Below are 12780 nucleotides of genomic sequence, written 5' to 3' on the forward strand. Positions count from 1 at the left end.
TCAAAGCGGGGTCAGAAGTCCAGATCCGCGTAGTGCGGCGCGGGGGCCAGGCCCTGGAACTTGTCGGCCAGAAGTGGGCGGAAGCAGGGGCGGGACTTGAGCCGCATGTACCAGGTCTTGAGCAGGGGCCAGGACTTCCAGGCCACCTCGCCGAAGTAGTCCAGCACCGAGATATGGGCGGCGGCGACCAGATCGGCCTGGCTCATGCGGCGGCCGGCCAGCCAGTCGCGCTCGCCCAGCAGACCTTCCAGCATGATCAGATGCTCGCGCAGGGCCGCGCGGCCTTCGCGCAACCCTTGAGCCTCGGGCGGGCCGAGGCGGAGCAGGGGCTTCTCCATCCGCTCGTGCAGCAGGACGGCGTTGACCTCGTCGGTGAAGCGGCGGTCGAACCAGGTAGTCAGGCGGCGCACCTCGGCGCGTTCGCCGGCGTCGGCGGGCATCAGCAGCGGCGTCTTCTGCTGGTCCTCGACCCAGCCCAGGATGGCATTGGCCTCGCACAGGGTCAGGGGGCGGCCCTGCTGGACGGTCTGCAGCACGGGGGGCATGCCCGACGGATTGAGGGCGCGGACCGGGCAGTCGGCCTCCCACGGGCGGACCGGGGTCTCCTCGACCTCGATCCGGGCCTCGCCGAGCGCCAGCCGCGCCGAACGCGAGCCGGGGTCGAAGGGGAAGTGGAAGAGAACGGCCGTCATGCGCGACTCCATGCCCCCCTCGATCTTAAGACGGCGTTTACCGCGCCCGGTTCAGCCGCCGACTATGACCAGGGTCCGGTATGGGGGACGGTCTGGCCCGACGCCGGCGGGGTCTCAACCGCCTCCGGGGCCTGGAGTTCCGTCGAGGCCTGCGTCGGCCGCAGGCCCGCCGGGTCGGCGTGGATCAGGATGTCGCTGTCGGGCAGGACGGCGCGGATGCGGGCTTCGGCTTCCTCCACGATGGCGTGGGCGGCCTCCAGCGTCAGGTGGGGGTCCATGTCGACATGCATCTGGACCATCAGGGTCGAGCCGGCCATGCGGGTGCGCAGGGCGTGGATGCCGGTGATGCGCGGGTCGGCGAGGACGGCCGTGGTCACCGCCTGCTGCTCCGCCTCGCCCGCCGACTGGTCGAGCAGATGGCCCGAGGCCTCCTTGAGCAGGCCGAACGCCCCCCAGAAGAGCCAGATGGCGACGATCAGGCCGGCGGCGGCGTCCAGTCCCGGGGCGTGGAGCCAGGCGCCGGAGACCACGCCGATCAGCACCACCCCGTTGGCGGCCAGGTCGGCGGCGTAGTGGCTGCGGTCGCCGGCGACGGCGAGGGACCCGGTCTCCTTGAGCGCCCTGCCCTGCAGCCAGACCAGACCGGCGGTCAGGGCGATGGAGACGAGGATGACGGCGACGGCCCAGCCGCCCGCGCCGACCGGGCGCGGATCGACCATCCGCTGCAGCGCCTCCCAGCCGATGAAGACGGCCGAGGCGAAGATCAGACCGGCCTGGACCAGGGCGGCCATGGCCTCGCCCTTGCCGTGGCCGTAGCGGTGCTCCGCGTCCGGCGGGGCGGCGGCCCAGCGCACGGCGTAGAAGGTGGCCAGGGACGCGACCAGGTCCAGCACGGAGTCGGTCAGGGAGGCCAGGATCGACACCGACCCGGACGCGCCGAGGGCGAAGGCCTTGAGCGCGATCAGGGCCACGGCGACCCCGACCGAGAGGCGGGTGATCCGGCGCGTGACCGCCGCCTTGTCCACAGTTGACTGGGGCGTGACGCCGTCCGTTTCGCTCATCCCGCCTTGTCGCCGATCATGAGCCGCAAATCCAGAGCGGGCTTATGTTTCAGCAAGCTTGGCCATATTGCTCCGGTCACGAAATGGCCGCATGGTGAGCGCTGCATTCATCCACAGGCAGGACGTGGATCGCGCATGGCAGGGGTTGGGGCGGCGACAGGACCGGCGGCGGAACGCTGGATCGGCCGGAGCGAGGCTCTGGAGCGGCTGGGGGTCAAGACCCAGACGCTGTACGCCTATGTCAGCCGCGGCCGGATCGCCGCGCGTCCGGACCCGGACAATCCCCGCCGCAGCCAGTACGACGCCGGGGATATCGCCCGGCTCAGCGCGCCGCTGGCGCCCGGCGAGACCCCGCCGCCCTTCGTGCCCTTCGAACACGCCCCGGCGCGGGGCGAGGCCCTGATCCGGTCGTCGCTGAGCCTGGTGTCGCAGGGGCGGCTCTTCTATCGCGGGCAGGACGTGGTCGAGCTGTCGAAGACGGCGACGGTCGAGGATGCGGCGCGGCTGCTGTGGGACTCGCCCGGTCACAACCCCTTCGCGGGGCTGGGGCCCCGGCTGGACAGCGCCGGCGGGGTCACGGCCCGGACGCGGCTGTTCGCCTCCCTGGCCCGCCGGGCCGAGGAGGACGCCTCCACCGCCGGCAAGACGCCCGATCAGGTCAAGGCCCAGGCCGCCTCGGTCCTCAATGAGGTGGTCGACGCCGTCGCCGGCCCCGGGCCGCGGCTGTTCTTCCACCAGCGTCTGGGGCGCGGCTGGAAGGTGCTGGAGCGCGACAGCGTCATCATCCGTCAGGCCCTGGTCCTGATCATGGACCACGCCATGAACGCCTCGGTCATCGCCACGCGGGCGGCGGCGGGGGGCGGCGCCTCCCCGGCGGGGGCGGCGCTGGCGGGGCTGGCCACCTTCACCGCCTCGCCCAAGGCCTTCGAACTGGCCCGGACCATCGCCTGGGTCATCGAGGCCCGGCGCGACGCCAGAGGCGCGGCCCAGCGCCGGATGGAGGCCGACGGCCGGGTGCCCGGCTTCGGCGACGCGGCCTGGCCCGATGGCGATCCGCGCGCGGCGGCCCTGCTGGAGGCCGCCCACCTGCCGCCCGATCTGGCCGCCATCGTGCGCGAGGGCGAGGCCGCTTCGGGCGTCAAGGCCAATGTGGGCCTGGCTTTGGCCCTCGTGGCGCGGCGTCTGGACCTGCCCCGCGACGGCGCCTCGGACATGCTTCTGATCGGCCGTCTGGTCGGTCTGCTCGGTCATGCGCTGGATCAGGCGACGGACGGCTCGCCTATCGCCGCCCGACTGCGCTATGTGGGTCCCAGACCCGGCGCCTGATCAGGCTCTCCCACCGGGCCAATGGGGATACATATGGCGGACTGGATTGCGGCGATCATCCTTGGGCTGGTGGAGGGACTGACCGAGTTCCTGCCCGTCTCCTCGACCGGACACCTCTTGCTGACCCAGCACCTGCTGGGCCTGACCGACCTGCGCTGGAACGCCTTCGTGGTGCTGATCCAGCTGGGCGCGATCCTGGCGGTGGTGGCTCTCTACTTCCAGCGGCTGTGGGGCGTGCTGATCCGGCTGCCCACCGATCCGTCGGCGCGGCGCTTCGCCATCAGCGTCCTGATCGCCTTCATTCCCTCGGCCATCGCCGGCCTGTTCCTGCACGACTTCATCACCAAGGTCCTGTTCGAGGACCTGCGGACCATCTGCTGGGCCCTGATCGTCGGCGGGGTCATCCTGCTGGTGCTGGAGCGCTGGGCGCCCAAGCCGCACACCGGCGACGCCATGGCCCTGAGCTGGCGCCAGTCCTTCCTGATCGGCCTGTTCCAGTGTCTGGCCCTGGTCCCCGGCGTGTCCCGGTCGGGCGCCACCATCTCGGGCGGTCTGGTGCTGGGGCTGGAGAAGCCTGCTGCGGCGGAGTTCTCCTTCTTCCTGGCCATCCCGACCATGGTCGCGGCCTTCGGTCTCGACCTGATCAAGTCCAAGGACTCTATCGACCTTCACTTCGCCTGGATCATCGCCATCGGCTTTATCGTGTCGTTCGTCAGTGGACTGATCGTCATCAAATGGATGCTCAGCTTCGTGTCGAAACACGGCTTCGCCCCCTTCGCCTGGTGGCGGATCGCCATCGGCGCGACGGGCCTGTTCCTGCTGACCATGGGCTTCGTGAGCTGAGGGGTTTTGCACTCGAAAAAGAGCGGGTGCAAAAAGTGCAAGGCTGAAAGTCGGGCGGCAGGTTTTAGGCGTAGAGCCCGGACTCTGAACGGCTTTTTGTGCGGCTGAAAATTGCACTCTCAGTGCACGCGAGTGCAGGGCGAGGTACTCGGCGGCTGTCTGGATTTGCGATGTCAAAGACCGGCGGACGCGAGTGTACGCGCGCGCGGGAGCATGCGCGGTCGATTGGAGTCAGAAAGCGCCAAGACGTTGATTGAGCGCGCGCTTTTTGGCGAAGGCGTGCCGGGTTGAGCGGTAACCGCTCACCCTTTCGTGCAAGGACAACGGCTGCGCCGCCGTGCGCTCAAGCCCTCGCCCGCCGGGAGAGGGTAGAGTGGTCAGGCCGGGACCAGCGTCTCCGCCGCCGGGCTTTCGGCGAACTGGCCGCCCTTGCGGTAGCGCCAGAGGTAGGCCGGGGCGATGGCTTCCATGCCGGTGGCCTCGACGCCCAGGGCTTCCAGACCTTCGGCGCCCGGGGCGACGACGTTGTCGCTCTCCAGCGAGACGACCTGGTCCTTGGTGAGGAGGGGCGTGATGCCGAAGGCGGCGGTGATCTGGAGCAGGGAGCCGATGATCCGGGCCGGGCCGAAGGGCAGGGGGACCAGGGGGCGTTCGCGCTTGGTCTCGCGCACGATGTATTTGAGCACATCGCCGAAGGTCCAGACAGCGGGGCCGCCCAGTTCGAAGGTGCGGCCGGCGGCCTCGGCGCGGGTCGTGGCGCGGGCGATGGCCTCGGCGACGTCGCCGACATAGACGGGCTGCAGCTTCGTCTCGCCGCCGCCGATCAGGGGCAGGGCGGGGGCCATGACGGCGAGCGACGCAAAGCGGTTCAGGAAGCCGTCGCCGGCGCCGAAGACGATCGAGGGGCGGACGATGACCGCCTCGGGCAGGACGGCGCGCACGGCGGCCTCGCCCTCGGCCTTGGAGCGGGCGTAGGCGCTGGCGCTGTTCGCGTCGGCGCCGATGGCCGAGATCTGGACGAGACGGGCGATCCCGGCCGCCTTGCAGGCTTCGGCGACATTGCGGGCGCCGTCGACGTGCAGGGCCTGGAAGGTGCGCTTGCCGCTCTCGTGCAGGACCCCGACCAGATTGACCGCCGCGTTCGCGCCCTTCAGGGCCGCCGCCACGTCTTCCGGCGAGGTGATGTCGCAGCGCACCGGCTGGATCTGGCCGACATCGCCCAGCGGGCGCAGGTCATAGGAGGTGTTGGGCGCACGAACGGCGACCCGCACTCGCCAGCCGGCTTTCGCCAGGGCGCGGACGGCTTGGGCGCCGACGAAGCCGGAGCCTCCGAACACAGTGACCAGACCCGGGCTGAACGCGGACATGGGAAGCTCCAATCGAAATCTCAGACTGGCGGGATAGACCAGGTCTCGCTGCATCGCAACGCGGCGCACAAAGGGTTTGAACGCGATGTGCAAAACTTGTCGCAAAAGCATATTGACCCGCCCGTCCAACTCCCATAGAGGTCCGCGCCTTCCCGACGGAAACGCCTTCACGGCGCGACCGACAGGGGGCCCAGGTGGCGGAATTGGTAGACGCGCTGGCTTCAGGTGCCAGTGATCGAAAGGTCGTGGAGGTTCGAGTCCTCTCCTGGGCACCAATTCTCGAAACGGCGTCGCATCGACAGATGCGGCGCCGTTTTGCTTTCCGGGCCGGCCCGCTACTCGCATCGCGGCCCCCGCTGGGCTAGAGGCTGTGCATGACCGTTTATTTCCACGAAGGCGACCTGCCCGACGATCTCGACCTCGGCCCCTCGGTGGCGGTCGATTCCGAGACCATGGGGCTGCGCTATCACCGCGACCCGCTTTGCGTGGTCCAGCTGTCGGCCGGGGACGGGGACGCCCATGTCGTGCGTCTGCGCCGCCCCGCCTATGACTGTCCGAACCTGAAGGCCCTGATGGCCGACCGCGGCGTGCTCAAGATCTTCCACTTCGGCCGCTTCGACATCGCCATGATGCAGCTCTATCTCGAGGTGGACACCGGGCCGGTCTATTGCACCAAGATCGCCTCCAAGCTGGCCCGCACCTATACGGACCGGCACGGGCTGAAGGACGTCACCCGCGAACTGGCGGGCGTGGACCTGTCCAAGGCCCAGCAGTCATCCGACTGGGGCGCCGACGTCCTGACCCAGGCCCAGCTCGACTATGCGGCCTCGGACGTCCTCTATCTGCATGCGGTCAAGGACAAGCTGGACATGATGCTGGCCCGCGAGGGCCGTACCGAACTGGCCCAGGCCTGTTTCGACTTCCTGCCGGTCCGCTCGCGTCTGGACCTCGAAGGCTGGGAAGAGATGGACATCTTCGCCCATGCCTGAGGCGGAAGGGCAGGATCAGGCCGCCGTGGAGGCGCGCCGCGACGCCGACGAGGCGCGTCTGGCCGAGGCCGGCGCCAAATGGCGCGCGCGCTCGCGCCGGGTCCAGCTCTATCGCCGTCTGCTGCCGATCCTGATCGTCGTCCTGGCCGGCGGCGCCTTCACCTGGACGGTCTTCCGCACCGTCATCTCGGGCGTCGAGCGCAAGGCGGCCCAGAGCCGCGAGGTCCGGCTCGACAATCCGATGTTCCACGGCCAGGACGCGCAGGGGCGCTCGTTCCTGATCGGGGCGGCCGGGGCCGTGCGCGATCCGAACACCGGCCATTTCCGCCTGAACGGCCCGGTCCTGAGGCTGAACCTCGGTGGCCGCAAGGTGACCCAGATGACCGCCGACGCGGGCATCTATGACGAGGTCAAACGCTCGGTGACCATCGGTCCGAACGTGAAGATCACCGACGGCGGTTCGGGCTTCACCCTGACCACGCCCGAGGCCGTGGTCGACACGGCGACCGGGGTGGTGACCGGTAACAAGGGCGTTCAGGGGCAGGGACCCCTTGGAACGATTTCCGCTTCGTCCTATGCCATCTATGATCAGGGCGAGCGGGTGACCTTCAACGGCGCCGGCGAAAACAAGGTACGCGGGACCCTGATGCCCGCCCGGTCGGCTGGATGACACGATGACCAAGACGAAAATCACCTGGATCGCCGGCGCGGTAGCCGCAGCCGGTCTCGCCCTCGCCACCCAGGCGGTGCACGCGCAGTCTCGCGGCAATGTCGCCGACGCCCCGATCGCCTATGGTGCGGACCAGATCGCCCGCACCCCGGCGGGCCTGAGCATGCGCGGCCGGGCCGAGCTGACCCAGGGCGGCAACCGGATGCGCGCCGACAGCGTCACGGCCGCGACCACGGACAGCAACCAGCTGACCCGCATCGAGGCCTCGGGCAACGTCTACTATGTGACGCCGAACGAGACGATCCGCGCCGACCACGCCGTCTATACGGCGTCGAACGACACCATCATCCTGACCGGCGACGTGATCCTGACCCAGGGCAAGAGCGTCATGACGGGGTCGCGCCTGACCTATAACGTCCGCACCGAGACGGCCGAGATGGGCGGCGGCCGCGTTCAGGGCGTCTTCTATCCGCAAGGTTCGAACTGAACCGTCGGTTCGTGTTCGACTGAAAGGCCCGGTTTGGCGCGCAAGGAACTCTCCGCTCTCAACGTCAACGACCCCACAGCCGGGGTCGCGCCGACGCTCGCCCCCGAGCCGGAGGCGGCGCGCGGGCTTCGGGTCAAGAACATCGCCCGGGCCTTCGGCGCCCGCCAGGTAGTGCGCGACGTCTCCCTGACCGTGCAGCGCGGCGAGGTCGCGGGTCTGCTGGGCCCCAACGGCGCCGGCAAGACCACCTGCTTCTATATGATCACCGGCCTGATCCCGGCCGACACCGGCTCGATCTGGCTGGACGGCGAGGACATCACCAAACAGCCGATGTACCAGCGCGCCCGCATGGGGCTGGGCTATCTGGCGCAGGAGGCCTCGATCTTCCGCGGCATGACGGTCGAGCAGAACGTCAAGGCGGTGGTCGAGCTGCGCGAGAGCGGCAAGGGCATCGAGGTGGAGACGACCCGCCTGCTGGAAGAGCTGCACATCGGCCATCTGCGCCACGCTCCCGCCGCCAGCCTGTCGGGCGGCGAGCGGCGTCGGGTCGAGATCGCCCGGTCGCTTGCCGGTCGACCCAGCTTCATGCTGCTGGACGAACCCTTCGCGGGCATCGACCCCCTGGCCATCGCCGACATCCGTCAGGTGATCCGCTATCTGGCGGGCGAGGGCATCGGGGTGCTGATCACCGACCACAACGTCCGCGAGACCCTGGACATCATCGACCGCGCCTCGATCATGTCGGGCGGCGAGGTGCTGTTCGAGGGCACCGCCGATCAGGTGATCCACGATCCGGAAGTGCGCCGCGTCTATCTGGGCGATCTCTACGGCTCCGGCCGGGGCTGATCCGCTTCAGGACCCTCTGCGGCCGAAGGGGCGTGAGGGGGCGACGCCGGGATCCCAGGCGGGATTGCTCCACGGTTGCGGCTGGGCCGGGAAGGGCGCGGGCTCTTCACGGCGAACCGGTTCGGGCTGGATCGGGCCCGGACCGAAGTCGAAGATGGGTTTGTAGGGCACATCCGGATCGCCACGCCTGGCCTCGGCGATCAGGGCGTCCCAGCGGTCCTCGTCCAGCCTCTGTTCCCCGCCGCCGCCGTAACGCTGGCTCGGGTCGCGCGGATCGGGACCGAACCTGTTCTCGCCCCGCGTTCCGGGCAGCAGGGTCAGGATGAACATGATCAGCTGGCCGACATAGCCGAGCATGCCCAGCAGACCGGCCGCGCCAAGCCCCACCAGGGCCGTGCCGACGAAGGCCTCGCGGCTGGCGCCCAGGCCGACCGACCCGATCGCCGTCGCGATCGTGCCGACCGCCATGACGCTGCTTAACAGCGAGGGCAGCATCAGGCACAGCCAGACCGCGCCGCGTCCGCTGTCGTGCAGGCGGCGCACCAGCACCGCATAGTTTGGAATGATCAGGCCCAGAAGGCTGGCGACGATCAGGCCGAAGGCGGTCAGGACGCCGGTCGTCGCCTCGCCCGCGCCGGACTGTCCCATGGCGCCGACGGCCAGACCCATCAGCAGGGCGTACCAGAGGCCCTGCAGGACGGCGAACAGCCAGTATTCTGTACGGCTGGCGCGACCCTTGAAGTCGGCGTAGCGCATCAGCGGGCGGAAGAGCAGCATCTCGGGCGTCCGGAGCCGTGGGGGATGAGGCCCAGTTTCGGACAGAACGATGAAATCCGGAAAAACGGAGAGGGTAAACGGCCACGGTTTCCCGCGTTCGCCCCGCGTTAACCCCTTGCCTGCATTCTGGGCACAGCAAGTTCCGGGCCAGACGCCCAAGGGGAGACGAACGGCGGTGGTCGGTCAGAGGCTGGAGATCAGGCAGGGGCAGGGGCTCGTCATCACGCCCCAGCTGCAGCAGGCGATCAAGCTGCTGCAACTGTCGAACCAGGAGCTGGACGAATACGTCGAGGCCGAGCTCGAGAAGAACCCGCTGCTCCAGCGCGACGAGACCGAGGCCGGTCCGGCCCGCGAGGCGGGTGACGCCGAGCCGGCGGCCGCGTCTTCCAGCGATACCTCCGAACTGAGTTTCTCCGACGCCGGGGCCTCCGAGCGCAGTTCGACCGTCGATGCGGGCGAGAACGACGTCTATGGCGATGCGACGCCCGGCGAGCGCACCGTCGACCGTCTGTCGGACGAGGCGGCCCAGCCGGGCATCTCCGACTGGTCGACCGCCGGCAAGGGCGGTTCCGCCTATGACGGCGAGGGCGGCGAGCGCCCGGACCAGCGCGAAGCCACCCTGTGGGAGCATCTGCAGGCCCAGGCGTCCTCCGCCGGCCTGGACGCCACCGACCATGCCATCGCGCTGAGCCTGATCGATGCGGTCGACGAGGGCGGTTATCTGCGCGGCGAACTGGCCGAGATCGCCGACCGTCTGGGCTGCGGCCTGGAGCGGGTCGAGGCGGTCCTGACCGTCTGCCACGGCTTCGAGCCGACCGGGATCATGGCCCGTTCGGTGCCGGAATGCCTGAAGCTGCAGCTGATCGAGCGCAACCGCTTCGATCCGGCCATGGCGGCCCTGCTCGACAATCTGGAGATGCTGGCGCGGCGCGACCTGCAGGGGCTGCGTCAGGCCTGCGGCGTCGATGCGGAAGATCTGGCCGAGATGATTTCCGAGCTGAAGGCCCTGACGCCGCGTCCCGGCGCCGGCTTCGGCGGCGAACCGGCCCAGACGGTCATTCCCGACGTCCACGTCCGCCCCGACCCGGCCGGCGGCTGGAAGGTGGAGCTGAACACCGACACCCTGCCCAAGCTTCTAGTCGACAAACGCTATCACGCCTCGGTCTCGGCGGGCGCCCGGACCGAGACGGAGAAGGCCTTCGTCGCCGACTGCGCGGCCCAGGCCAACTGGCTGGTCAAGTCGCTGGACCAGCGCGCCAAGACCATTCTGAAGGTCGCCTCCGAAATCGTGCGCCAGCAGGATGCCTTCCTTGCCTTCGGCGTCGAATTCCTGCGCCCGCTCAATCTGAAGACCGTCGCCGACGCCATCAGCATGCATGAATCGACCGTCAGCCGGGTCACCTCGAACAAATATGTCTCGACCCCGCGCGGCGTCTTCGAACTGAAATTCTTCTTCACCGCCTCCATCGCCTCGACGGGCGACGGCGCCGCCCACTCGGCCGAGGCCGTCCGGCACCGGATCAAATCCATGATCGACCACGAGGCGCGGGAGGGCGACGTTTTGTCCGACGACCGGATCGTCGAACTGCTGAACGAGGCGGGCATCGACATCGCCAGGCGAACGGTCGCCAAGTATCGGGAAGCCTTGAGGATTCCGTCCTCGGTCCAGCGTCGCAGGATGCTCAAGTTCGCCTGACCGGCGTCTGGAATCCGACCACAAAACGGTGATCCCGATTGACACCAAAATCAGTCGGGAGCGTTCTATCCGTATGCAAGTCCAAGTCAGCGGCAAGCAAGTGGATGTCGGCGAAGCGTTAGGCTCGCGCATCTCCCAGGAACTCGAAGAGGGAGTCGGTAAATACTTCGAACGCGGCGGTCAGGACGCCGAGGTCGTGGTCTCCAAGGACGGCTATGGGTTCAAGGTGGACTGTTGGGTCCGCCTCGCCTCCGGCCAGTCGCTGGTCACCACCGGTCACGGCGGAGACGCGCATTCGGCATTCACCGACAGCCTCGACAAGCTTGAGAAGCGGGTTCGCCGCTACAAGCGCCGTCTCAAGGATCACCACATCGGGCCCAAGGGCCTGTCGCCCGAAAAGACCGAAATGGCCGCGGCCTCGGTCGCCCGCTCGATCGTGCTGCGCAACCCCGACAGCGTCGAGGACGACGTCTTCGGCGATACCGGAACTTCTGACGAACCGCCGCCGGTCGGCATGGTCATCGCCGAGACCGAGGCCGAGATCCGCACCATCACGGTCGGCCGCGCGGTGCTGGAACTCGACATGACCGGCTATCCGATGGTGCTGTTCCGCAATGCGGCCCACGGCGGCCTGTCGGTCGTCTATCGCCGGCCGGACGGGAATGTGGGCTGGATCGACCCCGAGCGGACCTCTCCCGGTCTGAACGGAAAGGCCAAGACCAATGGGCACGCTTCCGTAAGCCCTTAGTGCTAGCTGTCAGTTGAAGGCTTTCCTTGATGCGGCGGAGCGGCTAAAGCCCGCCCGCCCCATCGGGGACGAGAGAGTATCGAGTCGGGGATAGTTTATGGACATCGCTGAATTGCTGGCGGAGGACGGGATCGTCCTGCGCAGCGGCGCGTCTTCGAAACGGCAGGCTCTTCAGGTCGTCGCCGAAACCGCCGCCTCGGCCATGGGGCTGGATTCCGCGCGCGTCATGGACGCCCTGCTGGAACGCGAGGCCCTGGGCGCCACCGGCCTCGGCTCGGGCGTGGCGGTTCCGCATGCCCGGATCGACGGTCTGGCGCGCGTCTTCGGCGTCTTCGTGCGTCTGGATACGCCTGTGGCCTATGGCTCGGTCGACGATCGCCCCGTCGATCTGATGTTCGCCCTGTTCGCTCCGCCGCGTGACGGCGCCGACCATCTGCGCGCCCTGGCCGCCGTGTCGCGCGCCATGCGTTCGCCCGAGCTGCGCGAAAGCCTGCGCCGGGCCCATACGGTCGACGCCGCTCACGCCCTGTTCGTCACCGACAACGTCCCCGCCACCGCGGCTTGAGGCGGCAGGTCAGGACGCCCGCCTGAGGCCGCAGGCCGCACGGGGCTGCGTCAGGTCCCTACCGATGGTAGAACTCCGTTTCCCACGGAGGTCGCGATGGCGAAGCTTGTCTACGGGTTGAACCAGTCGCTCGACGGCTATGTGAACCACGACGCCTTCGGGCCCGGTCCGACGCTGTTCCGGCATTTCATCGACCATATGCGCGGGGTGACGGCGAGCGTCTACGGCGGGCGGATGTACGAGATCATGCGCTACTGGGACGAGGACCAGGAGGGCTGGGACGCTCCGGAGCGGGAGTATGCCGAGGCCTGGAGAGCGACGCCGAAATGGGTCGTGTCCCGCACGCTGAAGGAAGTCGGACCCAATGCGACCCTGGTCGAAGGCGACCTCGGGGCGGCGATGCGCGGGCTGAAGGACCGGCTGGAGGGCGAGATTGAAATCGCCGGCCCCGGTCTGGCGAACCAGCTGATGGCGCCGGACATGATCGACGAATACCGGATCTATCTGCATCCGGTGGTGGCGGGCCCCAGTCTCGGGGCGAAGGGGGTGCTCTTCTTCACGCAATCGCCGCCGCCGCTGGATCTCGTGTCGAGCGAGCTGGTCGGGGATGATGTGGTCCTGTTGACCTATGCGCCCGCCTGAAAGGGGGCGATGGGGCTGCGTCAACCCGGATAACCGCAGCCCCGCCCAGAGCCCGCGCTGACTGGGGAGCC

At 68.7% G+C, this 12780-nt stretch carries 14 protein-coding genes and 1 tRNA gene; 11 read left to right on the forward strand and 4 right to left on the reverse strand.

Translation table 11 applies throughout. The features are described 5' to 3' along the window. Positions 1–11: 11 nt before the first annotated feature. Positions 12–692, reverse strand: coding sequence for an FtsZ-binding protein FzlA (fzlA, locus tag ACW172_RS09760; protein WP_492034852.1), 681 nt, complete (start codon positions 690–692; stop codon positions 12–14). 62 nt (positions 693–754) lie between these two features. Next, on the reverse strand, positions 755–1753 hold the full coding sequence (locus ACW172_RS09765; protein WP_492034853.1) for a cation diffusion facilitator family transporter: 999 nt from the start codon (positions 1751–1753) through the stop codon (positions 755–757). A gap of 135 nt (positions 1754–1888) precedes the next feature. Between ACW172_RS09765 and ACW172_RS09770 the strand changes: the two genes are divergently transcribed. Then, complete coding sequence (locus ACW172_RS09770; RefSeq protein ID WP_492034854.1) at positions 1889–3079, forward strand: citrate/2-methylcitrate synthase; 1191 nt, start codon at positions 1889–1891, stop codon at positions 3077–3079. A 33-nt stretch (positions 3080–3112) separates the two neighbouring features. Beyond that, a complete protein-coding gene (locus ACW172_RS09775; RefSeq protein ID WP_492034855.1) occupies positions 3113–3922 on the forward strand; it encodes an undecaprenyl-diphosphate phosphatase in 810 nt (269 codons plus the stop codon). A gap of 377 nt (positions 3923–4299) precedes the next feature. Here ACW172_RS09775 and ACW172_RS09780 read toward each other — a convergent pair whose 3' ends face one another. Further along, entirely contained in the window at positions 4300–5289 is a 990-nt protein-coding gene (locus ACW172_RS09780) for a complex I NDUFA9 subunit family protein (RefSeq protein WP_492034856.1), read from the reverse strand. 188 nt (positions 5290–5477) lie between these two features. Here ACW172_RS09780 and ACW172_RS09785 point away from each other — a divergent pair. From ACW172_RS09785 to lptB, 5 genes are all read left to right on the forward strand, one after another. After that, a tRNA-Leu gene (locus ACW172_RS09785) sits at positions 5478–5564 on the forward strand. 99 nt (positions 5565–5663) lie between these two features. Continuing rightward, positions 5664–6278, forward strand: a complete 615-nt coding sequence (locus ACW172_RS09790) for a ribonuclease D (RefSeq protein WP_492034857.1) — start codon at positions 5664–5666, stop codon at positions 6276–6278. Next, entirely contained in the window at positions 6271–6948 is a 678-nt protein-coding gene (gene lptC, locus ACW172_RS09795) for an LPS export ABC transporter periplasmic protein LptC (protein WP_492034858.1), read from the forward strand. Before ACW172_RS09790 ends, lptC begins: the two co-directional genes overlap by 8 nt. A gap of 4 nt (positions 6949–6952) precedes the next feature. Further along, complete coding sequence (locus ACW172_RS09800) at positions 6953–7435, forward strand: LptA/OstA family protein (protein ID WP_492034859.1); 483 nt, start codon at positions 6953–6955, stop codon at positions 7433–7435. A 33-nt stretch (positions 7436–7468) separates the two neighbouring features. Then, on the forward strand, positions 7469–8281 hold the full coding sequence (gene lptB / locus ACW172_RS09805; RefSeq protein ID WP_492034860.1) for an LPS export ABC transporter ATP-binding protein: 813 nt from the start codon (positions 7469–7471) through the stop codon (positions 8279–8281). Positions 8282–8287: 6 nt separating this feature from the next. Here the strand turns inward: lptB and ACW172_RS09810 are convergent, their stop codons facing one another. Then, positions 8288–9058: a DUF805 domain-containing protein gene (locus ACW172_RS09810; RefSeq protein ID WP_492034861.1), complete on the reverse strand. Its 771-nt coding sequence runs from the start codon at positions 9056–9058 to the stop codon at positions 8288–8290. 175 nt (positions 9059–9233) lie between these two features. Between ACW172_RS09810 and rpoN the strand changes: the two genes are divergently transcribed. The 4 genes from rpoN to ACW172_RS09830 all read left to right on the forward strand — a co-directional run bounded on the left by rpoN (position 9234) and on the right by ACW172_RS09830 (position 12709). After that, positions 9234–10754, forward strand: a complete 1521-nt coding sequence (gene rpoN, locus ACW172_RS09815; protein WP_492034862.1) for an RNA polymerase factor sigma-54 — start codon at positions 9234–9236, stop codon at positions 10752–10754. A 73-nt stretch (positions 10755–10827) separates the two neighbouring features. Next, entirely contained in the window at positions 10828–11502 is a 675-nt protein-coding gene (hpf, locus tag ACW172_RS09820; RefSeq protein WP_492034863.1) for a ribosome hibernation-promoting factor, HPF/YfiA family, read from the forward strand. Between the two features lie 97 nt (positions 11503–11599). Then, a complete protein-coding gene (locus tag ACW172_RS09825) occupies positions 11600–12067 on the forward strand; it encodes a PTS sugar transporter subunit IIA (protein WP_492034864.1) in 468 nt (155 codons plus the stop codon). A gap of 96 nt (positions 12068–12163) precedes the next feature. After that, positions 12164–12709 (forward strand): dihydrofolate reductase family protein, encoded by a 546-nt coding sequence (locus ACW172_RS09830; protein WP_492034865.1) that lies wholly within the window; start codon positions 12164–12166, stop codon positions 12707–12709. Positions 12710–12780 lie beyond the last annotated feature (71 nt).

Source organism: Brevundimonas sp. ALps5 (genome assembly GCF_058681645.1).

What these genes read in the sequence shown, in the direction of transcription:
- ACW172_RS09825 (WP_492034864.1), top strand. Translation starts at nt 11,600, where the DNA reads ATGGACATCGCTGAATTGCTGGCGGAGGACGGGATCGTCCTGCGCAGC.
- fzlA (WP_492034852.1), bottom strand. Translation starts at nt 692, where the DNA reads ATGACGGCCGTTCTCTTCCACTTCCCCTTCGACCCCGGCTCGCGTTCG.
- lptC (WP_492034858.1), top strand. Translation starts at nt 6,271, where the DNA reads ATGCCTGAGGCGGAAGGGCAGGATCAGGCCGCCGTGGAGGCGCGCCGC.
- ACW172_RS09830 (WP_492034865.1), top strand. Translation starts at nt 12,164, where the DNA reads ATGGCGAAGCTTGTCTACGGGTTGAACCAGTCGCTCGACGGCTATGTG.
- ACW172_RS09800 (WP_492034859.1), top strand. Translation starts at nt 6,953, where the DNA reads ATGACCAAGACGAAAATCACCTGGATCGCCGGCGCGGTAGCCGCAGCC.
- ACW172_RS09765 (WP_492034853.1), bottom strand. Translation starts at nt 1,753, where the DNA reads ATGAGCGAAACGGACGGCGTCACGCCCCAGTCAACTGTGGACAAGGCG.
- ACW172_RS09810 (WP_492034861.1), bottom strand. Translation starts at nt 9,058, where the DNA reads ATGCTGCTCTTCCGCCCGCTGATGCGCTACGCCGACTTCAAGGGTCGC.
- ACW172_RS09770 (WP_492034854.1), top strand. Translation starts at nt 1,889, where the DNA reads ATGGCAGGGGTTGGGGCGGCGACAGGACCGGCGGCGGAACGCTGGATC.
- ACW172_RS09775 (WP_492034855.1), top strand. Translation starts at nt 3,113, where the DNA reads ATGGCGGACTGGATTGCGGCGATCATCCTTGGGCTGGTGGAGGGACTG.
- ACW172_RS09790 (WP_492034857.1), top strand. Translation starts at nt 5,664, where the DNA reads ATGACCGTTTATTTCCACGAAGGCGACCTGCCCGACGATCTCGACCTC.
- hpf (WP_492034863.1), top strand. Translation starts at nt 10,828, where the DNA reads ATGCAAGTCCAAGTCAGCGGCAAGCAAGTGGATGTCGGCGAAGCGTTA.
- ACW172_RS09780 (WP_492034856.1), bottom strand. Translation starts at nt 5,289, where the DNA reads ATGTCCGCGTTCAGCCCGGGTCTGGTCACTGTGTTCGGAGGCTCCGGC.